Below are 18,378 nucleotides of genomic sequence, written 5' to 3'. Positions count from 1 at the left end.
TTCGCCCCCCGTATAGCCAGTGGGGCCGGAAGGACCCGCGAGGGGGGTGGGGGAGGGTCGCGCAGCCTCGACGGCTCAGCCCGCCGCCACGTCGATCGATATCGACTGCCACTGGCCATCGCCCGTCTCGCGCCGATACAAGCGGATGTACCGCTTCGAGCCGACCACGCGGAAGCTGTCGCGGATCGCCTGCATGGCCTTCTTCCAGCGCTCATCGGCGAACTCGAGACGCAGCAGCGAGAGCAGGTCGTTGCGATTGACGCGCCCCTGATTGTCCACGTCGAACGCTCGGTTGATGATCGCGCGGATCTCCGGCCCGCTGGTGGCGGACCATTCCACCAGGCACTCATCGATGATGCCCTTGGCCACCTGCAGCTCTGGCCCGAACACGATGTGCTCTGATACCTGAACGACGATCTTGAGCAGCCCGTCATAGCTGGTGAATGTCAGGTTGCCCTTCGAGCCGCCACGGCGTGCGCCATATTCCTGCTCGAGCAGGGCCACGAAGTCATCGACATCATCGAAGCTGTGCTGGCGGAAGCGCGTCACTTGGGCCGAAAGGGGCAGGGCGAAGCCGATGATCTTGCGGACCAGCTCGTCCTGCAGCTTGTCTACCGGCTTGACCACGCTCTCGGGGATCAGCCCGCCCTCGGCGTTGACCATGTAGCGCGCGCCATCGATGACGCGGACGGGATCGGCCAGCTCGCTCATCGCGTAATACCGCCAGACGGATCGTGGTCGAGCAGACCAGCAGCCACGCGGCTGCGTGCTTGCTCCAGCTCGACCAGCACAGCCTTGAGCCAGCGTCGCGTCACACCAACCTGTTCATGGCTGTCGCGCGCTTCTTTGCGCAACTTATCGATGTCGATCACGGTCTGCCTCCCGGTATGCCCTCAGGTCAGCCCCGGCGGCGCCCGTAAGCCATTTGGCGCAGATCCAGCGCGATGACTTCAGGACTGGCCGCTTCGGCGGTGATGTGGTGGAACTCGCTCGGCCCGGCCGCAATGATGCGGTCGCATTCATGGATCACGCGGGTCATGCCCGTAATGACCGGCGCTTTGTCGCGACTGGCGCTGCACAGCTTGCGCAGCGAGAGCGCCATCAACCGGATATCGGCGGCGATCTGGACGTCTCGGCGGTTGATCACATGGGTGTTCCCCGTTGGAGCCCATGGCCGGGGGGACGTACGGCCATGAGCTCCGGACACAATTGTGGCGGGGTCGTTTTGCTCGCTTTCATGACCGTTTGGCAGGCCCGCTTTTGTAACGGCTCGAACACTTCGTGAGTGAGGCGCCTAATCAGATCCGGAGAGCGCTTTCAGTTCTGGAGAGTTTGGCTGCAGGTCACTTGGCCTGGCGATCAACGTCGGGAATCTTCTGGTCGCCTCCACGCAAGCGCCTGATGGTGACGATCTGACCGTTGCTGGCGATGTCATAGCTAACGGCGTCATAGGACCAGCAACAATGAGATGGGGTGGCTTTTCCCCAACTTGCCATCGAATTGAAGTACTCGATGAAAAGCAGTCTACCGTTGGACGCAAACCCTGGCGTCATCCTAAAGATCACGCCCTCGGCGGTCAGCTTGCGACCGAAAAGGTCGATCCAGTCTTTTTTGCTTCTGGCAATCTGTTTGCCATCCTCAAACACCTGCAAATTGTCGTCAAGCAAGGCGCCGTACTTAGCCAAATCTTTGCTCTCGATCGCTGAGACAAGCTGACCTGCTAGCGCCGCTTGTTGGGGGAGTGCAGGTGGCGGCGGCAGCTGCGAGAGGACTGGTGTTGCCGAGAGCAGTAGGGTGGCAACGGCAACGGCTCGTCCAAGCGACATTTTAAGCCTCACACAATTTCTCCATTTCACGTGATCGTACCACAGGAATGTCGTTAACCCAACCCACTCTGATCCAACTAAGATATTGAAGTATTTGGATATTGACCTTAGGCTTGTCTCGTGCCGACTTCAACAAGGAGAGTGTTATGCCAAGCGAAATCGTCGTAACGGCCCGACCGTTTGCTGTTTTCCTGCAGACCGACTTCTATGATTTTCAGGGTGGCGGGTCTCCTGCTGGTCCGGGGCTCGTGTGGGCTGAATTGGTCATGAATGACATCATGATGAAAGACAACGTCCGAATAGATGATGACGTGAACACACCTGAAATTGTCGTTACTGCGCAAAAAATAAAGAATGCGCTTATCGGCATTGGCGGCGCGTCTGGCGTAAATGCTTATTCCAATACTAGTCTAGATGTACCATGCTCAGGAAATTACTCATTCAACGAGATCATGGCAAATGTCAAAAATCTTAATTTTAGAATGGTCTCATCGAATTTCGGGCCGGGCCGAGCTGGCGAGAACCATGTGGGATCAGACGGCAATAATGTGCCCGTACTAATCAACGCGCAAATGGCGAAGCTGTACACCGATTTGCCAAACGGCGCGCTTTATCTTGTCGCACACGAAGTTGCTCATTCTTTGAACAGTATGCAGCAATATAATAACCAGCTCTGGCAGCAATATGTGGCGCAGAACCCAGGCCAAACTCAGGAGCAGCTTGTGGCGTCATATCCGCAGAGTCCAGAATTTGCTGCCAATGAAGCCCGCGCTAACTCGATTGCCAAAAGAATCGCAGAATATACGGGTTTTGGTGCGATGTCGCCTGACCCGACGCACGGCTATGAGACGTGCTAACGGCTTAAACGGGTAATAGTCATGGGTGGAGGACGAAGACGCTGCCGCTTCGACGCGGCCGAGCATCTCACCGAGGCCGAGGACCAGGCCGAGCTCATAGCCGACGCGCTTGCCACTGGCGACGCCAAGGTCATCGCCGGCGCCATCGGCATCATTGCCCGTGCGCGCGGCATGACCGAGCTGGCGAACGAAACCGGCATCAAGCGCCAGCAGCTCTATCGCACCTTCAGTGCCGAGGGTAACCCGACGCTGGAAACGATGCTGAGGGTGCTACCAGCATTGGGCCTGCGGATCCGCATCGAGGCGGATTCCGATGCACCGCGAACTGCGTAAGCGCTTGAGTGCAATGCGAGACTCATCCTTTGGTCTTGACCAACGGTGAGCGTCGGATCAGCATTCACAATGCATCAAATGGTGGCAACGTAATATGGCAATTGGGCTTAGCGGCACTGGCATGACTGGGTTCGGTTCATTGGCCAGTTTGGTTCTAGGTGCATGCTTGCTCACGTCCTGCGGCAAACAACCAGCTGCGGAGGATCTCGAGCCGCGTTCCTCAGAAGGCACAACCTTCACGTTTCTGAACCTGACTGCTGGCGACACAACTCTGGACGAGGCGCGCAGAGACAATCTGGTTGAAAACTGCGTGCTATCGCCGAACGGCGGCGATACCTCGACCATCTGCAAGATCACTGCAGCGCCTCCTAACCAGTTCAGCACGGATATTAGCCCGCTCGTCCGAACTGAGATCAATGCCGCCTTCTCCAATGGAAAGTTCAGCGGGATATCCACTGATTTCTTCTCGGTCGATGCGGACAGCGTGAGCTTACGGCTCAAGGATTTGTACGGTGCGCCATGCAAGGTCCTCCCGTATGAGGATCCTGCACTGTTTGATTTCGCGGTTCAGGAATGGTGCTTCACGAACGGACGCCTCATTTTCAGCCGAAAAATGGGAGAAACGGCTGCAGAACGGAAGCGGGCCCAGGTCAAGTTCGAGCTGGCAGACCCGTCCTAAGCGCTCAGCAGGTCATTGCCGCAGCGCGTGCGGGCACGCCCTGTCCGCATAGGGTGGCGCTGGCGGCCGATTGAGCCAATCGATCACCGAATTGCTCAGGAAGCTGCGACTGGGCGCAGGGTGGCGCGAGGCGCAATGCCGGCATAGCGGGAAGCTGCCCGGGTGATAGAGCAGGGGCTTGATGATCGCCCGGCCGCACGTCGTCACCACGCGATGGGCATTGTCCCTGTGGACCACATACCAGTGCGCCTCCCCATCGCCGAAGCACACCGCCCATTGCGGCTCGCCCAGATCGAGATCCGGGCCGAGGTGCCCGCGTCGCTCGGTCACAGGATCGCCGCCTGCACACGCATCAACGCTTCCTCGTTGATCTCTCGCCGGGTCTGCCGAAACATGTCGATCCAGATCTGCAAGCCTGTCACGACCAGCGCCCGCGCACGCCGCGCCGCCATATGGTGCCGGGCGGCCGCAGCCGCGATGCCGAGGTCCTCATGCACCACGCTGAGCATCAGTGGCCCATGCACGCGCGGATCGGCGCGCCACTGGCTATAGGCAGCCTCCATCCAGACGCGCCCGAGCGCCTCATGAAACACCTCGCCATGTGGGCTGCTGTCGATCCGGGTCTCGAGGCTGGCGGTCCGCACCGCGACATCGCACATGATCAGCGCGGAGGCCGCCGCGATCTCGGCGCCGGCCGCGAGCAGCTCGGCATCGATGGCGCCGCTCATGTACAGCCGCGCAAGCGCGCCCTGGCGCACGCGGCTGGCATGTTCATGGGTTTCCGGCGTGCCGTTGCGCTTGTGCGCCCAGCGCGCCTGCGCCGCGATATTGGCTTTGCGCAGCCGGCGCTCCTCAGCAGCGCGTTCCGGATGCCGCGCGGCCCAAGCCACTTTGATTGCCGCCGCGCGCGCGTCGAGCGATTTTTCCAGCTTGCTGAGCGTCTTTCGCTCAGTGCTGGGCGTGAGGCGCAGTGCCGCCCGATTCCTGATTTTGCGTTTTGCCATGGCGGGCCGGAACATGGTCCAGCACGGCAGGCGGGAGCAGGCCCGCATTTGTCACGATATAGCCGGCCGCGAGCAGCCGGCGCAGCGCCTCTTCCTCGCCGGAGAGGGGGCGGATGCCGCGCGGTACGCCCGGAAAGTACCGGATGCGCCCTTCACGCGCGAGCTGGCGCACATGCCCTTGAGCCCGCGATCGGTTCGAGTTGAGCGCAGCCGCCAGCTCAGACAGACTGGGGCCGATCCCGCGCGCGGCAAAGAACTGCTCGATGAAATCGAGCGCCTGAAGCTTGCGGCTCGCCATGAGCGGTGAGAGCCGGGGAATCTCGTGCATCGTGGAACCTCACCTCCACCAAGAGGCATAAGAGAAGCGCACCCGAATGGCGAGCAAGTTAAGGTTTGAAGCGTCGCGAATTAAATTCGATTATCGCCGTTCGCCTGAGGCACCACTATGCTTTTCACATCTTCTTGGAACTGGAGCCATCAACGTGCGCCTATTTATGATCGGATCCGCGATTTTCGGTCAGCTGACGTGGCCGCTATGAGCCAGAACAGTTCTTCCTCTGACATCTTACCCGGCGCAATGGATGATATGCATCGTGAGTTCGTGCGCGCATTTCGCGAGATTCGCGATGCTGGCTACTCGGTATCGGAAGTTTCCCTAACTCGCGCAATCGAGAAGTCGTCAAGGAGCGCCGGTCGGCTGATGTATCGTACGCTAATGGAGACGGCGCCGAATATGCTCAAAGAGCGGCGGGCACATATTGCGGCCTTCGAGGTGGGCAATTTTCGCCGCTGGCGCAAAGCGTTCGATTTGATTGAGACGATCTGGGTGTCCTGCGAAGAGTTAGGCAGGAATATTAATGATCACTATCGTCCGATTGCTGCATCGGAGCAGGACTTTCTTTTCGAGGCGATCGTTCACCTTCATGCGAAGTCGCTGCTCGTGGGCGCGGAAATTATCGCGCTATTGAAAGCAGGTTTTCCAGACGGTGCGCTTGCCAGATGGCGGACGCTCTATGAGGCCAACGTAATCGCGTCATTACTACGGCAGCATGGTGCTGGTTTGGCGCTGAGGTATCTGGCGCATGAGCGCGTGCAGGCCTGGAACCTCGCTAAGGATAACCCCCATGACAATGAGGAGTGGCGAACCCTCAAAGCGCAAGCCGAACATGCGATCCAAGAGTATGGCAGCGAGATACAGCGGATGAACGGTTGGGCATGCGAGATCACTAGGAGCAAACAACCCACGTTCGCTCAGATAGCTGCCCAAGCTGCGGCAGGAGAAGACCGTTCGATGTACCGCTACGCGTCTGCGCATATTCATGCCAATCATCGGGCGATCAGCGAACTCTTGGGTATGTCCGAAGCCCAAGGTCCGGTCCTGCTTGTTGGGCCAAGCAATTCTGGCATGGTCGATCCACTTATTCTGACCTCATTTTCTTTGGTGGAGGTGACAACCTATCTGCTCTTGCTGAAGCCAAATGTAGATAGCCTCGCGCTGGCTGACACGCTCCTCCGGATGGCAAAGCGAATGGATCGTCTGGTCAGGAGTATTGAGCGGAGGTCATTTGAGGCAGCGCAAAAGCGCCGATCGCGGTCTAACGTTCCTAAAGTTGATACGCCCTAATTATGCCTCGCGCTTCAGCTCACATGTCCACCTACCTCGCCACCGGGATCTGCCGAATATCCGTCGTCCATGATGGGCTCTTCTGCCCCCGCTTTGTATCGAAGCTCCGCCCACCAAAACCCTGCGCCGCCAGCCGGATCGTCCCCCGGCCGAAACGGTCGTTGAGCCCGTCCATGGCCGCCAGCAGGCCGCGCGCGCGCGGGTCGGCCTGGACGAACAGATCGCCCTGGCCTGTCCCTTCCGGCACCAGCTCCTCCAGCAGCACCCCGCACTTGGTATAGACCGCGCCCGGCTGATGCATCGCCTCCACCATCTTGCCGGCGAGGGCGGCGATGATGCGTGGATCGTTGCTCGGTGGCGAAAGGCGCGTCTGCCGGCTCGCCGAGGGCGCATTGGCGCGGAACCGAGATCCATGCGCAAAGGCGATCAGCCGCGTCGCCATCAGGCTCTGCTCCCGCAGCTTTTCCGCCGCGCGCACCGCGCGCCGCACCATGGCCTCGCGCAGCTCGCTCAGATCAGTGACCGGCGCGCCGAACTGGCGCGTCACGGCGGTCGCCTTGCGCGCCTCCGGCTCGGGCTTGAAGTCGTCGCAGGCGATGCCGTTCAGCTCCAGCACCAGGCGCTCGAGCACAACCGTGCCGATCGAGCGCGCCACCGCCGGGGGCAGGGCGACCAGATCGGCCACGGTGCGCACGCCCAACGGCTGCAGCCGCGCCGCCAGCGCCCGCGCAATGCCCCACACCTCCGTCACCGGCCATTGCGCAAACAGCCGCGCGCGCAGCTCGGTATCGTGCAGATCGATGACGCCGCCCCATACCTTCTCCGTGGCCTTGGCGAGTGCATTGGCCACCTTGGAGAGCGTGCGCGTCGGCCCCAGGCCGATCCGCGTCGGCAGGCCTACCGTCCGGAGGATCGCGGCGCGCAGCGCGTGCGCGGCCGCCACATCGCCGCGGCCGTCCGCCAGCGTTGGCAGCCGGTAGAAGCTTTCGTCGATCGAATAGATCTCCACCAGATCGCTATGCTCGCCGATCACCGCGTTGAACCGGCGGTTCATGTCGGCGTAGAGCTCATAATTGGAGGATCTCAGCTCGATGCCGTGCCGCTTGATCACGTCGCGGATCTTGAACACCGGATCGCCCATCTTGATGTGCAGCGCCTTGGCCTCGGCACTGCGGGCAATCGCGCAGCCATCATTGTTGGAGAGGACGATCACCGGCACCCGGTGCAGGCGCGGGTCGAACACGCGCTCGCTGGAGACATACATATTCTCCACATCGACGATCGCCCAGCTCACCGCTGATAATCGCGCACGCCGGCGCGCACGACGCCCCATATCTCCGTCGATTCATCGGCGAGGTGATTGGCATAGCTCTGCCGGCTGTTCCGCGCTTCCAGATAGGGCACGCCGCCGCGATAGACGAGCTGGCGGCACACGAAGCCGCCGGCAACGATCGCGATGACGATGTGGCCGTTGCGCGGCGTCACGTCGCGATCCACCACGACAACGTCGCGGTCGGAGATGCCGGCGTCGATCATGCTGGAGCCGTCGATGCGAAAGACGAAGCTCCCGGCCCGATTGAGCCGCAGCAGCTCGGCCAGATTGATAGCGTCCTCCTCCCAATCCTGGGCGGGGCTTGGAAAGCCGGCTCCCGCCACGCCGATCGGCTTAAACCGGATGCCCGGCGCCATATCGGCGAGCGGGACCGGCTGCGCGATTGGCAGCAGCATGATCAGATTCCCTGGCTCGTCAGCTCACATAACGCCAAAGAGAACAGATTGGGAACATCCCAAACGTGCAACTCGTCGCTTTCTGCTCGATGCGGGTCGGCAGCCTAACTGCCAGTGGGAGGCGTGACGTACGTTCCCGTGGCCAGGCCGACGATAACATAGCCGACGTTCAGCCATGACAGCCAGCACACCAGAAGCGCGCCCAACCCATGGCCGACGGCGAAGTTCATGCCCATCGATATGAAGACGCCAACGAAATAGGCAATCGAGCTCATCTCCGCGATCTGCTGTGCAGAGTTGGCGGTTGCGCTTTTGATCGCACGCAGCTCCGTCAGAATCTCGGAATTCCCCATGCTGCCGTGCATCTGCCCCTGCGCTGGAACTCCAGCTAGGCCAGTGACGCGGCCGGCATAACCGCAACCGCCGCATCCTTCGCAAACTGCGCCGAAGGATCTCGAGCCGTTACCGTTGCAGAGTCTGCAAAAGGTGACGGGTTCGAGGATGTGCACGGACCCAGCACCGCCGCAGCCCTCGCAAATGGCCCCAAATGATCTGGATCCGTTGCCGCTACAAAGCATGCAAGATACAGCTGTCGTCATGATTCCCCCACATTTTGCCAATCAAGCGCCTGCCTAGTTTCGCGGCCGCAGTGTCAGTGCGTCCAGATCCTTGCGCTCATAGGTGTTGAGATAGACCGGCTTTTCAGCGGGCTGCAGCACGCCGCCGGAAAACTTGAATTCCTCAAACTGGCCGCCATGCGTCTCGCCTTTTTCATCACGGCGGAGTGCATAGCGATAGCAGAATTCGTGCCCCATTACGCCGGCCCAACGCTCGCGGAGGTCCTTGCGCCAGCTTTCGAGGCCCTCAGGCTCGGCGCTGATATCGGTCGATTGAATCTTCGCCACATTGTCGACCGTAATGTAGTAATTGGCCCGCTCGACGGACCACTCATCCGAGGTCACGCAAATGGCGTCGCCTTTGAGTATCTGCCGATCCCTCATGACATGCTTCTCGGCGCTGTCCCATTTATAGACGGCGATCGTGTTCACTTGGGTAGGGCTGACGACAGTTTCGGCATATTGCACGTTGTCGCAGCTGTCCCCGTCGCCAGGACGATAGCAGTACACAACGCCATTCTTGAATTTGTCGAACATCGTTTGGGCCGAGACATACAGCCTGCCATCCGGCGTTGTGGCCGGCGTCGCGGCTGCAGCTTCCTGGCTGCTTCCCGCGGAATTGCCCGCAGCGTTACTGTCGGGCGCTCTCTGCTCTGAGCATCCAGCCAAAATGATGAGCGCAGCAGCAACTATAGGTGCGCGAACACGATTCTTCTTTCCCACGATGACCCCCCACAAGGTTTACGCAATGTTCACCGAGTGTGGAGAAGTGGCAAGGGTGAAAACGACGGCGCGATCATTGGCGCATCTATCGGTGTCTAGCGCAGTGATGGTCTAAGCCGGCTCGGCGCAGGCACCTAGGTCAAATGCGGTGCCCCTGCAGACAGATCTGCTGCTCGTCACAGCGCAGGTGCTGCATCATCATCTGCCTTATTCTGATGATCTTCGAGCATGGCGCTCCAGCGTCGAAATCGAGGCTGACTTTCGTCTGCGGCGCGTACCCGGTCAGCTGGCCGAGATAGTCATCAGTGACCGCCTCGTAGCCCCGGTCAGTGACATCGATGCCGTTCCAGAGAACGCGTCCGGAGCGGGTGACTTTGATGATATTCGCAGGCAATGGCTCGACAGAAAAGCCCTCGCTGTCTCTGATGCTCTGGTCGTGCCATGAGTAGAACCCAGGCCAGGGAGCTGCGCAGTTTTGAGCTTGCTTTGAACTGCAAGACGCCAGCGCGAACAGGCTGAGCAAACAGAAGCTGCGCAGCGCCACCGAGGGAGCCCTAAGGTCGGGAGAAATCACAGATAACTATCGTCGCGCAAGGGATGCGTTGTTAGCGTCATCACGCGTAGCTCAATCCCGCTCTGCTTAAGTGTTTCGATTGCGGCCCGTATCTTAGCGTTTTGGCCTTCGCCCGTTTCCATGATCGCGATTACGGCTATATCCGTGTTGAGCTTCTGAGAGATGGTCACGAGATCGTCGATATCTTTCGGTCGCAGGCCGGCCCACGAAGACTTCACTTCGCAAACCATGGATTTGCCATCTACGATGGCAAGCAAATCTACTTCGGCCTCGGGCGGGCCGTCTGGATCGTTGAACCAAAACCAGCTTGGTCCCGCATAGCTGAAGCCCGACCTTGCCCTGTCACACAGAGCACCAATGAGCCAGATCAGCGATAACGCGCTGTGATCGCGAAGCGCTTCGATCATGAAATCATTCGGCCGGAAATGCCAGTCTATCTGGATCGGAGCGTCACTTTCATGATGGCATACGGGGCAAGAGAGCAATGCCCCAAGGCTGGAAAGGTCAATCCAAGTCCTGTTGTGGCATTGCGTGCAAGTCCATTGATGCCCTTGGAAAATCATTTGGCGTCGCCGCATCTCGATCAGGCAGTCATCGAGAGAATCCCGCTCTGCCTCGTCCCAGTCGACGCGAGGATCGCTGGCTTTCGGCTTTCGATGCGTCTCCCAGTAGGCTTCCAAATAGGCATCCCACTGCGACACAAGATCAGCGTATTTAATGTACAGTTGGGGGTTTCTCAGCCCTTGCGCAGCCTTGACGATAAGAGTGCCCAACGCCTGCCTCTCATTCTCATCGGCTAGATCGAAAAAGGGGACCTTCGGCTGGAGTTTTCGAAGGCGAGCGACGGTCGGGGCTACTTTATCGACGGGGAGACTTGGCGTTCCTCCGAAACTGGAAAGAACCTTCCGCATGAACGGATGAAGCAGGAATCTCCGCGCGTGGCCGAGATCGCTCGCCATCCCCAACAATCCATCGAGATAGCGGGCTTCATTAGATGGCTCCATGAGCAACGACCGGCTTCGGGGTGCAATCTCGCCCGTTTGGCCCGGCGTCCCGACCCATCGACCATCGCCGCATAATGCATACTGGATCACATCGTAGCTGGACGGTATGTCTAACGCGACAACCGACCGCTCGACACTTTCGAACTGGGTTAGGTGACCTCCTTTCGCGGTTCGCGCTGGATACCACAAGTCACGGGCGCTCCTCGAGAACTTGGTCGAGAATGCCCCCGCTGTTCGCCAGCTCTTCGGTAACGCCCAGTAGTTTGTATTCGTGAAGCGTGGTTTGAAAGTGTCGCTTTCGATCAGATAATCGGTAGCCCAGACGCCGGTAGTGAATTGTTGTCGCGGCGGGGCGTCGGCCAGATGCGCGGGCGTGCTGGCGGGTGGCCGGAGGGTTGGCAACTGCCACTGGATCTCTGTCCAGTCAGGGCCGAGGGCGAAGCCGCTACCGAGGCGATGACCGGACGAGGCATGTTTTAGGTCACGCGCGGTCGGCAACATGGCGCCCAAATCTGCAATCTGCTCAGCCTGAGCAATGTTCCAACATCGGGCATCGCGCAGTCGCTTTTGGACCTGCTCTAGGGCCGTCTGATCCAGTGAGCACGACCGCAGGGTGAGGCTGGTTTGACCGCCCGAGCCGTTATTCACATGATTGTTGTTATTCAGGAATTTGACGAGGACCTCAAAAAAGGCCTGATCATTGAGCAACTCAGGGTCAACGCGTAGGCAGCATAAATCGTGATCAAGCCAGTTAGGGATCAGGTTTCGAACGTTCCAAAAGAGTATCCGGTCCTGATAGCTGTCCCCAATGACAAGGTTGAACGATCCTCCCCAGCGATGCCTGGGAAATTCTAGCTTGGATGAGTACAGGATAGAGGCAATTGCGAGGCTGTCGGCTCTTTTCTCCGCGACAGCCGCAAAGGCTTCCAGCTCATTCGCGATGGTGATGAGATCCTTCGGTACTCCGGCCCGCTCGCGTGGAACGATTGTCAGCAGATTGGCTGCGCCTAGCGCATCCGGCGGGAAAATTCCTGTCGAGTAGGAGGCGTGATAGGTCCCGAAGTTGTCGGTCAAAAACCGAGAGGAATTACCCCAGTCGTCGACTATCGACACCGGTCCTGTAGGCGTGGAACGGCGATACCGAGCCATCTGGAATATCGTTGACAGGGACGATAGGGCCTTGGCGCCGTAGCTAGGCTTAAAGCCGAACACATCGAGCCTAGGCTCATTTCCGTGATGTTGATGCTGTTTGTATACTGACGGATTGATCCGTTCGTGAATCTCCAGAATGCCAGTTTCTGCCAATGCGACATAAGAATATACCACGTCTGGGTCGTAGGCCTCTAGCCAAGGCCAGAAATCAGCGCGAACTTTGCCCTGCTCACAGGGAACGATAAGGCTGAACCGGCCACCCCAACGTCGATAACTGTCTGCAAATATGCCGTCGAGCGCGAGATGCGCGTGCTCACCGTCCTCAACTAGAAATGCCACCCGCATTGGCCGAGACTTACTCAGCGCTTTTCGAACGGTCATGAGCCCCCTCTCATGTTTGTCTGAGTTGCCAGTCTGACGGACGGACTGGCGAATGGGAAGTCGGATCCGATTTAGCGACAAAGGTTGCGCCGCTGCTGCGGTGGCGGCTTTCGCCCGCGCCGTCTAATCGCAGATTGTGTTCGCGCAACTGACCCGTCGGCTATCATTGGAATAAATGGCAAGCGACATGAAGGCGACAGCGCGCGCGATGTTCGCCCTCAGTCTGCTGATTTGATCATTCATGCGATTTGGCCCCCCGGCACACCGCCGATTCATGGTGCAGGATGATTACTGGTGTCGGTAATCCTGCCGCTGATCGTGCATGGTCGCCTGCTGCTGGTCGCTCTCAGGCGGAGGCGGCGTGTCCAGATTTTCGGGTGGGAATTGATCGGCCAACACGCGCACCTGGGCGAGGGCGATCGATTTGAGGAAGTCTGGTAGCGTTTTGAAGAGCTGGACGAGCTGGGCGGTCTGCGAATCGAGTGGATCGGTTTCTATGCGCTGGCCAGTGATGATCCAAAACCAGTCGGCGCCCGCTGCCCCGATACGCAAAAGATACTCGACTGGCGGTGATGTTCCACCTTCGTAGCGGTTCTGGGTATTGAGGCTCACGCCGCCGATTTTGGCCAAATCGCTTTGCGTAAGGCCAAGGTCGCTGCGGGCTTGGCGAAGCCGCAGCGAAATATCACCAGTATTGGTGTTCATATCTTGACCAATCACCATAATTGGTGCATTCAACACTCACAAACTTCAACAAAGGTGACATGGCACATGTCAGGCCCCGGAGTCTCGCGTTCTGAAAGCTTCACACAGCGCATTTATGCGGTGCGAAAGCAGTTTGCGGCGTCGGGTATCTCCGTGACCAAATGGGCCATGGACCGCGGGTTTAACCCTACCCAGGTCCACAATGTCCTGTCTGGCAAGCGGCGCTGCGTTCGTGGTGAATCCCATCGCATTGCGGTGGCCCTCGGAGTAAAAGAGGACGTTCCTCCGCCCGGCGAGCCGCTGCGTGCTGCGCCTGAGCGGATTGAAGGCGTCCGGGGATGATCTTTCGCGGCATCCCCCCCAGCGAAGCCGCGATGGCCGAACGAGGTCGGGACGTTTCCGTCCCGACCTCCGGAGGCAAAGCTACGCCATTCGCGCGTGCCCGTATCGGGCAGACCGCCGCGGCTTTTGCCATGTCCCATTCTAGGGCGCTGGAGGTTGGTCGCCATGGCTGCTGACCATCACGACCAGAAGCGCACCGCCCTGTCAGTTGGCCTTTTCCATTGGCCAGTTCCGGGGATCAGCCGCGAAGGCCATACGACCGCGGGCATCGAGGTTATGGCCGTTCGCGGCACACCAGGCGATGAACTTCTTCGGGTTGAGATCAACGCGGATCAGTCGACCGCCGCTACGCGCGACTTGGCGCTCGAGCTGTTCTGCAAGTTCCTGCCACTGGTCGAACGTGGCGGGAAGGAGCTCCGGATCAGCGACGATCTCGAGAATTCGGGGATAATCCGCGCGCTTGTACCATGCGACGCCGGTATCGATGACCTGCTTGCCCCGCACACTGGACATGATTTTGCCTCTACGGTCGTTCCTGGAAATCCGACTGTAGCCGATGCAGGGGCGGCCTCAAGCCGTCCCTGCGGAGGGCTGATTGCGCACGGTCGCTCTCCCGGCCGTCCGTCGCGCGACCGGCGCCAGTCCGCCACGGGGCGCCCTTGTGCCCCGGCTCCCACACCAAAGGGACTGGCGCCGGCTTGCGCACTGCAGGCGCCGGCATGACGAAGGTCCGTCGCCCGCTCAGCATCGATGCCGCCTTGGCGCGCATCGCCGGCCAGGTGCCCGGTGGCTGGAAGGCCATGGGCGAGGCCGTGGGCTATGAGGAGCGCACCGTCCGCAAATGGGGCGATGAGGATCAGGATGGCGAGGTCAATGTGCCCGCTGCCATCAAGCTCGATCTGCTGTACCAGAAACACGGCGGCGAGGGCCGCCCGATCTACGACGTTTACGGTCTGATGCTCGGCGCCGCTGTCGCGGAGGCCTACACCGACCAATTCGAGATCCTCCGCCGCGTCATCAACGTGGTGAAGGAGACAGGGGAGGCGAAGGCTGCGTTGGTGCGCCTGTCTCTCCCCGGTGCGACTGAAGCCGATCGGCGTGCCGCGCAGCGGGAAGTGATCGAGGCTCTTGATGAGCTGAAGAACATTCTCCCGCTGCTCGAGCACGTCGAGAGGGCCAAGCAGGCGCCGGACGCCATCGGCGCCGTCCAGTCGCGCGCACCGCCCTAAGCGCCGCCCACCGTCCACTGCATCCCTGTTCACCGTCCGTCCCGCAGCATCGCTTCCGGGAGCGGCTTTCTGCTGTCTGGAGCCTGCACATGACCATGAGCCCCGGCACATATCTCGCCCGCCGCCGCGCCGCTGCCGGCCTCGAAGTCGAGGACGTCGCGCTTCGCATCGAGACGACGCCCTATCCGATGAACCTGCACGATCGCGTGGCCTGGCTGCGCAATATCGAGCAGGATGTTTCACCGCTGACCATCAGCACGGCCGTCGCGCTGCAGCAGCTCTTCCCGTTTGATGGGGAAGTGCTGGTCCAGCTCTGCGTGTGCGCGGACAATCCGGCGAAGCCGCCGCCCGCTATCTGCCGGGTCTGCGCCTGCACCCAGCACGATGCTTGCCGCGACGGCGACATGACATGCGGGTGGGCGGAGGACGATCTCTGCACCAGCTGCGCGGACGAGCCGCGCTTCGCCACCGCGCATCAGTGCGCGCCGGCCGATGCGGCCGGGACGGCCGCAGCATGAGGCGCGCGCTCTCGTTGCGCGCGCAAGCGCCGCGCCCGCGCCCCGCGCGCGTCCACCCCATCGCGTGCCACTGCCCACGTTGCGAACCGCATCGCACGGCCGAGGCCATCCGCGCCCTCAACCACTGGGCGCGCCTCACCCTCATCGGCCTGAGCCTCGGCCTCGGCGCAGCCTGGCTGCTCGATCTCGCAATCGGCGGCCCGGGCGTCCTCTCGATCTTTGGAGTTCCATCATGAGCGACAATATTGCCGCCGATCAGCTGCGCCTGCTCATCGAGCGCATCGAGCGTCTCGAGGAAGAAAAGAAGGGCATCGGGGACGACATCAAGGATGCTTATGGCGAGGCCAAGGCGACCGGCTACGATGTCAAAATCATGCGTCAGCTTATCCGCCTGCGGAAGCTGCCCCCGCGAGATCGCCAGGAGATGGAGGCGATCCTCCAGACCTATCTCGCCGCGCTGGGGATGGAATGATGATCCGGGGGGACATCATCGCCGAAGTCCTGCCGCCCGAGGGCGCGGGACCGTTTCCGCAGGCGGCCGATCCGCTCGTCATCGATGATCGCGGTTTCGGTTGGGTGCCGCACGCCTTCCGGCCCGGCTTCTGCTCCTACACGCTGATCACGCGCGGCATGGGCATCGCCTGGTGGCCGCTGTCTGAGATCGGTGGCGCCATCATCGCGGTCTATGGCGGCAATCCCGCGCAGCCGACCGACGAGACTGTCGTGTTCAGCATCTCCCGCGACGGGCTCTCGGGCCTGATCGCGGACCTGCAGTCCATCGCTGACCAGCTGGAGCAGCTGTGAGCGGCCGCTCGCACCTGTGCCGCTGCGCAGAGTGCCTGGCGCTTGATCGTGCTTTCCCAGGGCAGGGGCAGCAACTGCTGCTGCCTACGACCACCAGGCCGAGGCGAGGGCGCCAGCCGCCTAAGCCCGGTCTTTCCAGAGAGGACAACCGGGCATGATCTGGTTCGTCATTGCCGTGGCGGTCACCGCCGCCGGCATCGCCTGGCTCAGCCGCATTCCGCCGCCCGTCTGCGATGAATGCGGCGAGGAGATCGGCGAGAACGACGATTGCGAGTCCTGCGTCAGCTTCCGGACTTACCCGTGAGGACACGCCCGTGATCGGAGATCGCGCAGCGGCGACCGCGACTGCGGCCGTCGCTGCCCGCCTGCTGCTGCTGCCGCTGATGCGGTGCTGCTCGACGATTTGAGGAGAAGATGATGGTTGCCCTTCATATGGCGGGCGCGCGTCCGGCTGCATGCCGACCCGCGCCGCCCCGGCGCGCGGCATGGAGCCGCGAACCTTGCCCGCGTTGCGCGGTGCGCGGCGATGTCGGCTGCGCACATCAGGCGCCATTCGCCGAGGAGGCGCCGCGCCATGTCCGCTAGATATGCAGCGCGAACCGAAGTGCCGATCTCCAAGACGCGCGTGGAGATCGAGGAGCTGGTCGAGCGCCACGGCGCGGCTCAGTATATGAGCGGCTACGACGCTACGCGGGCGTTCATCGGGTTCACGATGGCGGATCGGCAGGTGCGCTTTCACCTGCAGCTGCCTGACGCGGCCGAGAAGGCCTTCACGACCTATCGCGATGGCCATGGCTACGAGCGCCTTCGCACGGCCGATGCGGCGCATAAGCAATGGGAGCAGGCGTGCCGCTCCCGATGGCGCGCGTTGCTGCTCGTCATCAAGGCCAAGCTCGAAGCGGTCGAGGTCGGCATCAGCACATTCGAGAGCGAGTTCCTGGCGAACATCGTGATGCCCGACGGCCATCTCGTTGGCGAGTTGGTGCGGCCGCGAATCGCGCAGGCTTACGAAACGGGAGACATGCCGGCCTTGCTTCCACCGCCGGCAAAAGAGGGAGGAGCATCATGACGACTTACAGCCACAGCGGCGAGGCGCTCTGGCGCCTCCCGCGCGTCCGCGAGATGACCGGCCTCGGCCGCGCGACAATTTATCGCCGCATGATTGCCGGCACATTTCCGCAACGCAGAGATCTCGGAGGGAATCGCGTCGGCTGGCGCCGTTCGGAGGTCGAGGCCTGGATCGTGTCGCGTGAATCGAAAGACAGCGCTTCGAACTGAAACGGGGGCCACGCCGGGGGCCTCAAATAACGATGATGGGGGTAATATGTTGAATTTCACCGGAACTTTGCGGTGTAGTGGCTCCCCGAGTAGGATTCGAACCTACGGCCATTCGATTAACAGTCGAATGCTCTACCGCTGAGCTATCGGGGAGCAGCCGGGCTTTCGTCCGGCGAGGCCGCGCCTATAGCAGCGGGTTTGAAAGAAACGCAAGAGCACTCATGAGATAAATTGTTCAGCCGCGATCCGATCATCCAGCGTGTGCTCAGGATCGAACAAAAGCGTGAGCGGCATGGCGAAATCCACGGCGATCTCGACCTGCGAGACATCGCGCACTTCGCGCTGGTCCGCCACGGCGGAGACGGGGCGCTTGACGGGGTCGACCACGCGCAGCCGAATCTTGCTGCGCTCCGGCAGAATCGCGCCCCGCCAACGGCGCGGACGGAAGGGGCTGATCGGCGTGAGCGCGACGAGGCCGCAGTCGAGCGGCAGAATGGGCCCGTGTGCGGAGAGATTATAGGCCGTGGAGCCGGCCGGCGTGGCCACAAGCGCGCCGTCGCAGACCAGTTCCTGGATCACGACTCGCCCATTGACGGAAACTTCGAGCCAGGCGGTCTGGCGTGTTTCGCGCAGCAGGGAGATTTCGTTGATCGCGGGCATCGCGAAGGTTTCACCGCTCACTGTCACGGCGTGCATCCGCAAGGGGTTCACCTTGAAGGCCTTGGCCTTGTCGAGCCGCTGGTCCAGCCCGTCCTGCCGCCATTCGTTCATCAGGAAGCCCACGGTGCCCAGGTTCATGCCGAACACGGGCACCCGGCGATGGCTCTCCAGCAGCGCATGGAGTGTCTGCAGCATGAAGCCGTCGCCGCCCAGCGCAATGATGATATCGGCCTCGTTGAGGCTGACGAACGGAATGACGGCCTGCAGCCGCCGCGCGGCTTCCTGCGCAGCGTCCGTGGGCGAGGCCAGCAGGGCAAGTTTGCGATCGGCCATGAGGTGG

29 protein-coding genes and 1 tRNA gene are annotated in these 18,378 nt (G+C 61.1%); 13 read left to right on the top strand and 17 right to left on the bottom strand.

Annotation, left to right across the window (positions count from 1 at the left end; genetic code table 11):
* Positions 1-75: 75 nt before the first annotated feature.
* The 4 genes from M2336_RS14035 to M2336_RS14020 all read right to left on the bottom strand — a co-directional run bounded on the left by M2336_RS14035 (position 76) and on the right by M2336_RS14020 (position 1,838).
* The gene (locus M2336_RS14035; RefSeq protein WP_264593129.1) at positions 76-711 is read right to left on the bottom strand and encodes a DUF3164 family protein; all 636 of its coding nucleotides are present in this window, start codon (positions 709-711) and stop codon (positions 76-78) included.
* Positions 708-872, bottom strand: a complete 165-nt coding sequence (locus M2336_RS14030; protein ID WP_181559819.1) for a hypothetical protein — start codon at positions 870-872, stop codon at positions 708-710. Before M2336_RS14030 ends, M2336_RS14035 begins: the two co-directional genes overlap by 4 nt.
* A 26-nt stretch (positions 873-898) precedes the next feature.
* Complete coding sequence (locus M2336_RS14025) at positions 899-1,147, bottom strand: hypothetical protein (protein ID WP_264593128.1); 249 nt, start codon at positions 1,145-1,147, stop codon at positions 899-901.
* Positions 1,148-1,343: 196 nt separating this feature from the next.
* The gene (locus tag M2336_RS14020) at positions 1,344-1,838 is read right to left on the bottom strand and encodes a hypothetical protein (RefSeq protein ID WP_264593127.1); all 495 of its coding nucleotides are present in this window, start codon (positions 1,836-1,838) and stop codon (positions 1,344-1,346) included.
* Positions 1,839-1,972: 134 nt separating this feature from the next.
* On the opposite strand from M2336_RS14020, the gene M2336_RS14015 reads away from it, so the two are divergent.
* The 3 genes from M2336_RS14015 to M2336_RS14005 all read left to right on the top strand — a co-directional run bounded on the left by M2336_RS14015 (position 1,973) and on the right by M2336_RS14005 (position 3,695).
* Positions 1,973-2,683: a hypothetical protein gene (locus M2336_RS14015; protein ID WP_264593126.1), complete on the top strand. Its 711-nt coding sequence runs from the start codon at positions 1,973-1,975 to the stop codon at positions 2,681-2,683.
* A gap of 21 nt (positions 2,684-2,704) precedes the next feature.
* On the top strand, positions 2,705-3,016 hold the full coding sequence (locus M2336_RS14010) for an addiction module antidote protein (RefSeq protein WP_264593125.1): 312 nt from the start codon (positions 2,705-2,707) through the stop codon (positions 3,014-3,016).
* A 121-nt stretch (positions 3,017-3,137) separates the two neighbouring features.
* Positions 3,138-3,695 (top strand): hypothetical protein, encoded by a 558-nt coding sequence (locus tag M2336_RS14005; RefSeq protein ID WP_264593124.1) that lies wholly within the window; start codon positions 3,138-3,140, stop codon positions 3,693-3,695.
* 12 nt (positions 3,696-3,707) lie between these two features.
* Here M2336_RS14005 and M2336_RS14000 read toward each other — a convergent pair whose 3' ends face one another.
* Genes M2336_RS14000 through M2336_RS13990 form a run of 3 tightly spaced genes read right to left on the bottom strand, consistent with a single transcriptional unit; the run spans position 3,708 to position 5,027 of the window.
* Complete coding sequence (locus M2336_RS14000; RefSeq protein WP_264593123.1) at positions 3,708-4,025, bottom strand: hypothetical protein; 318 nt, start codon at positions 4,023-4,025, stop codon at positions 3,708-3,710.
* Positions 4,022-4,699, bottom strand: a complete 678-nt coding sequence (locus M2336_RS13995) for a hypothetical protein (protein ID WP_264593122.1) — start codon at positions 4,697-4,699, stop codon at positions 4,022-4,024. The genes M2336_RS14000 and M2336_RS13995 overlap by 4 nt, the downstream gene beginning before the upstream one ends.
* Positions 4,644-5,027, bottom strand: a complete 384-nt coding sequence (locus tag M2336_RS13990) for a LexA family protein (RefSeq protein ID WP_264593121.1) — start codon at positions 5,025-5,027, stop codon at positions 4,644-4,646. The genes M2336_RS13995 and M2336_RS13990 overlap by 56 nt, the downstream gene beginning before the upstream one ends.
* Positions 5,028-5,144: 117 nt before the next feature.
* Here M2336_RS13990 and M2336_RS13985 point away from each other — a divergent pair, with 117 nt between their 5' ends.
* Positions 5,145-6,323, top strand: a complete 1,179-nt coding sequence (locus M2336_RS13985; protein WP_264593120.1) for a DUF5677 domain-containing protein — start codon at positions 5,145-5,147, stop codon at positions 6,321-6,323.
* 31 nt (positions 6,324-6,354) lie between these two features.
* On the opposite strand, the gene M2336_RS13980 is transcribed toward M2336_RS13985, so the two are convergent.
* The 7 genes from M2336_RS13980 to M2336_RS13950 all read right to left on the bottom strand — a co-directional run bounded on the left by M2336_RS13980 (position 6,355) and on the right by M2336_RS13950 (position 13,243).
* Complete coding sequence (locus M2336_RS13980; RefSeq protein ID WP_264593119.1) at positions 6,355-7,656, bottom strand: Y-family DNA polymerase; 1,302 nt, start codon at positions 7,654-7,656, stop codon at positions 6,355-6,357.
* Positions 7,614-8,051 (bottom strand): LexA family protein, encoded by a 438-nt coding sequence (locus M2336_RS13975; RefSeq protein WP_264572955.1) that lies wholly within the window; start codon positions 8,049-8,051, stop codon positions 7,614-7,616. Before M2336_RS13975 ends, M2336_RS13980 begins: the two co-directional genes overlap by 43 nt.
* Before the next feature lie 104 nt (positions 8,052-8,155).
* On the bottom strand, positions 8,156-8,416 hold the full coding sequence (locus M2336_RS13970) for a hypothetical protein (RefSeq protein ID WP_264572954.1): 261 nt from the start codon (positions 8,414-8,416) through the stop codon (positions 8,156-8,158).
* A 267-nt stretch (positions 8,417-8,683) separates the two neighbouring features.
* Positions 8,684-9,391, bottom strand: coding sequence for a hypothetical protein (locus M2336_RS13965; RefSeq protein WP_264572953.1), 708 nt, complete (start codon positions 9,389-9,391; stop codon positions 8,684-8,686).
* Positions 9,392-9,530: 139 nt separating this feature from the next.
* Entirely contained in the window at positions 9,531-9,935 is a 405-nt protein-coding gene (locus M2336_RS13960; protein ID WP_264593118.1) for a hypothetical protein, read from the bottom strand.
* 26 nt (positions 9,936-9,961) lie between these two features.
* Complete coding sequence (locus M2336_RS13955; RefSeq protein ID WP_264593117.1) at positions 9,962-12,502, bottom strand: hypothetical protein; 2,541 nt, start codon at positions 12,500-12,502, stop codon at positions 9,962-9,964.
* A 288-nt stretch (positions 12,503-12,790) separates the two neighbouring features.
* On the bottom strand, positions 12,791-13,243 hold the full coding sequence (locus tag M2336_RS13950) for a helix-turn-helix domain-containing protein (RefSeq protein WP_264593116.1): 453 nt from the start codon (positions 13,241-13,243) through the stop codon (positions 12,791-12,793).
* Between the two features lie 30 nt (positions 13,244-13,273).
* On the opposite strand from M2336_RS13950, the gene M2336_RS18070 reads away from it, so the two are divergent.
* Positions 13,274-13,549, top strand: coding sequence for a DNA-binding protein (locus M2336_RS18070; protein WP_413715937.1), 276 nt, complete (start codon positions 13,274-13,276; stop codon positions 13,547-13,549).
* A gap of 204 nt (positions 13,550-13,753) precedes the next feature.
* On the opposite strand, the gene M2336_RS13945 is transcribed toward M2336_RS18070, so the two are convergent.
* A complete protein-coding gene (locus M2336_RS13945) occupies positions 13,754-14,062 on the bottom strand; it encodes a hypothetical protein (RefSeq protein ID WP_264593115.1) in 309 nt (102 codons plus the stop codon).
* 206 nt (positions 14,063-14,268) lie between these two features.
* Here M2336_RS13945 and M2336_RS13940 point away from each other — a divergent pair, with 206 nt between their 5' ends.
* The 8 genes from M2336_RS13940 to M2336_RS13905 all read left to right on the top strand — a co-directional run bounded on the left by M2336_RS13940 (position 14,269) and on the right by M2336_RS13905 (position 17,378).
* Entirely contained in the window at positions 14,269-14,778 is a 510-nt protein-coding gene (locus M2336_RS13940; protein WP_264572948.1) for a hypothetical protein, read from the top strand.
* Positions 14,779-14,867: 89 nt separating this feature from the next.
* On the top strand, positions 14,868-15,296 hold the full coding sequence (locus M2336_RS13935) for a helix-turn-helix domain-containing protein (protein WP_264593114.1): 429 nt from the start codon (positions 14,868-14,870) through the stop codon (positions 15,294-15,296).
* Complete coding sequence (locus M2336_RS13930) at positions 15,293-15,532, top strand: hypothetical protein (RefSeq protein WP_264574993.1); 240 nt, start codon at positions 15,293-15,295, stop codon at positions 15,530-15,532. The genes M2336_RS13935 and M2336_RS13930 overlap by 4 nt, the downstream gene beginning before the upstream one ends.
* Positions 15,529-15,768 carry a DUF2312 domain-containing protein gene (locus tag M2336_RS13925; protein WP_264593113.1) on the top strand — a complete coding sequence of 80 codons (240 nt, stop codon included), beginning with the start codon at positions 15,529-15,531 and terminating at the stop codon, positions 15,766-15,768. Before M2336_RS13930 ends, M2336_RS13925 begins: the two co-directional genes overlap by 4 nt.
* Complete coding sequence (locus tag M2336_RS13920; RefSeq protein ID WP_264572946.1) at positions 15,765-16,100, top strand: hypothetical protein; 336 nt, start codon at positions 15,765-15,767, stop codon at positions 16,098-16,100. The genes M2336_RS13925 and M2336_RS13920 overlap by 4 nt, the downstream gene beginning before the upstream one ends.
* A 154-nt stretch (positions 16,101-16,254) precedes the next feature.
* The gene (locus M2336_RS13915; RefSeq protein WP_181559797.1) at positions 16,255-16,404 is read left to right on the top strand and encodes a hypothetical protein; all 150 of its coding nucleotides are present in this window, start codon (positions 16,255-16,257) and stop codon (positions 16,402-16,404) included.
* A gap of 270 nt (positions 16,405-16,674) precedes the next feature.
* Positions 16,675-17,169: a hypothetical protein gene (locus tag M2336_RS13910; protein WP_264593112.1), complete on the top strand. Its 495-nt coding sequence runs from the start codon at positions 16,675-16,677 to the stop codon at positions 17,167-17,169.
* Positions 17,166-17,378, top strand: a complete 213-nt coding sequence (locus M2336_RS13905; protein WP_264593111.1) for a helix-turn-helix transcriptional regulator — start codon at positions 17,166-17,168, stop codon at positions 17,376-17,378. The genes M2336_RS13910 and M2336_RS13905 overlap by 4 nt, the downstream gene beginning before the upstream one ends.
* 78 nt (positions 17,379-17,456) lie before the next feature.
* Here M2336_RS13905 and M2336_RS13900 read toward each other — a convergent pair.
* Both M2336_RS13900 and M2336_RS13895 read right to left on the bottom strand, forming a co-directional pair.
* Positions 17,457-17,531, bottom strand: a tRNA-Asn gene (locus M2336_RS13900).
* Positions 17,532-17,597: 66 nt separating this feature from the next.
* On the bottom strand, positions 17,598-18,371 hold the full coding sequence (locus tag M2336_RS13895; RefSeq protein ID WP_264570410.1) for an NAD kinase: 774 nt from the start codon (positions 18,369-18,371) through the stop codon (positions 17,598-17,600).
* Positions 18,372-18,378: the final 7 nt, after the last annotated feature.

Source organism: Sphingobium sp. B1D7B (assembly GCF_025961965.1).
Taxonomy (GTDB): Bacteria; Pseudomonadota; Alphaproteobacteria; order Sphingomonadales; family Sphingomonadaceae; genus Sphingobium.
The sequence above is the reverse complement of the archived record's forward strand: the minus strand, read 5'-3'. Positions and strand labels throughout refer to the sequence as shown.

Excerpts from the sequence above, each read along its gene's own strand:
- M2336_RS14035 (WP_264593129.1), bottom strand. The coding sequence starts at position 711 with ATGAGCGAGCTGGCCGATCCCGTCCGCGTCATCGATGGCGCGCGCTAC.
- M2336_RS14015 (WP_264593126.1), top strand. The coding sequence starts at position 1,973 with ATGCCAAGCGAAATCGTCGTAACGGCCCGACCGTTTGCTGTTTTCCTG.
- M2336_RS14010 (WP_264593125.1), top strand. The coding sequence starts at position 2,705 with ATGGGTGGAGGACGAAGACGCTGCCGCTTCGACGCGGCCGAGCATCTC.
- M2336_RS14005 (WP_264593124.1), top strand. The coding sequence starts at position 3,138 with ATGACTGGGTTCGGTTCATTGGCCAGTTTGGTTCTAGGTGCATGCTTG.
- M2336_RS13995 (WP_264593122.1), bottom strand. The coding sequence starts at position 4,699 with ATGGCAAAACGCAAAATCAGGAATCGGGCGGCACTGCGCCTCACGCCC.
- M2336_RS13990 (WP_264593121.1), bottom strand. The coding sequence starts at position 5,027 with ATGCACGAGATTCCCCGGCTCTCACCGCTCATGGCGAGCCGCAAGCTT.
- M2336_RS13985 (WP_264593120.1), top strand. The coding sequence starts at position 5,145 with ATGCTTTTCACATCTTCTTGGAACTGGAGCCATCAACGTGCGCCTATT.
- M2336_RS13980 (WP_264593119.1), bottom strand. The coding sequence starts at position 7,656 with ATGGGGCGTCGTGCGCGCCGGCGTGCGCGATTATCAGCGGTGAGCTGG.
- M2336_RS13975 (WP_264572955.1), bottom strand. The coding sequence starts at position 8,051 with ATGCTGCTGCCAATCGCGCAGCCGGTCCCGCTCGCCGATATGGCGCCG.
- M2336_RS13970 (WP_264572954.1), bottom strand. The coding sequence starts at position 8,416 with ATGCACGGCAGCATGGGGAATTCCGAGATTCTGACGGAGCTGCGTGCG.
- M2336_RS13955 (WP_264593117.1), bottom strand. The coding sequence starts at position 12,502 with ATGACCGTTCGAAAAGCGCTGAGTAAGTCTCGGCCAATGCGGGTGGCA.
- M2336_RS18070 (WP_413715937.1), top strand. The coding sequence starts at position 13,274 with ATGTCAGGCCCCGGAGTCTCGCGTTCTGAAAGCTTCACACAGCGCATT.
- M2336_RS13945 (WP_264593115.1), bottom strand. The coding sequence starts at position 14,062 with ATGTCCAGTGTGCGGGGCAAGCAGGTCATCGATACCGGCGTCGCATGG.
- M2336_RS13940 (WP_264572948.1), top strand. The coding sequence starts at position 14,269 with ATGACGAAGGTCCGTCGCCCGCTCAGCATCGATGCCGCCTTGGCGCGC.
- M2336_RS13935 (WP_264593114.1), top strand. The coding sequence starts at position 14,868 with ATGACCATGAGCCCCGGCACATATCTCGCCCGCCGCCGCGCCGCTGCC.
- M2336_RS13930 (WP_264574993.1), top strand. The coding sequence starts at position 15,293 with ATGAGGCGCGCGCTCTCGTTGCGCGCGCAAGCGCCGCGCCCGCGCCCC.
- M2336_RS13925 (WP_264593113.1), top strand. The coding sequence starts at position 15,529 with ATGAGCGACAATATTGCCGCCGATCAGCTGCGCCTGCTCATCGAGCGC.
- M2336_RS13920 (WP_264572946.1), top strand. The coding sequence starts at position 15,765 with ATGATGATCCGGGGGGACATCATCGCCGAAGTCCTGCCGCCCGAGGGC.
- M2336_RS13915 (WP_181559797.1), top strand. The coding sequence starts at position 16,255 with ATGATCTGGTTCGTCATTGCCGTGGCGGTCACCGCCGCCGGCATCGCC.
- M2336_RS13910 (WP_264593112.1), top strand. The coding sequence starts at position 16,675 with ATGTCCGCTAGATATGCAGCGCGAACCGAAGTGCCGATCTCCAAGACG.
- M2336_RS13905 (WP_264593111.1), top strand. The coding sequence starts at position 17,166 with ATGACGACTTACAGCCACAGCGGCGAGGCGCTCTGGCGCCTCCCGCGC.
- M2336_RS13895 (WP_264570410.1), bottom strand. The coding sequence starts at position 18,371 with ATGGCCGATCGCAAACTTGCCCTGCTGGCCTCGCCCACGGACGCTGCG.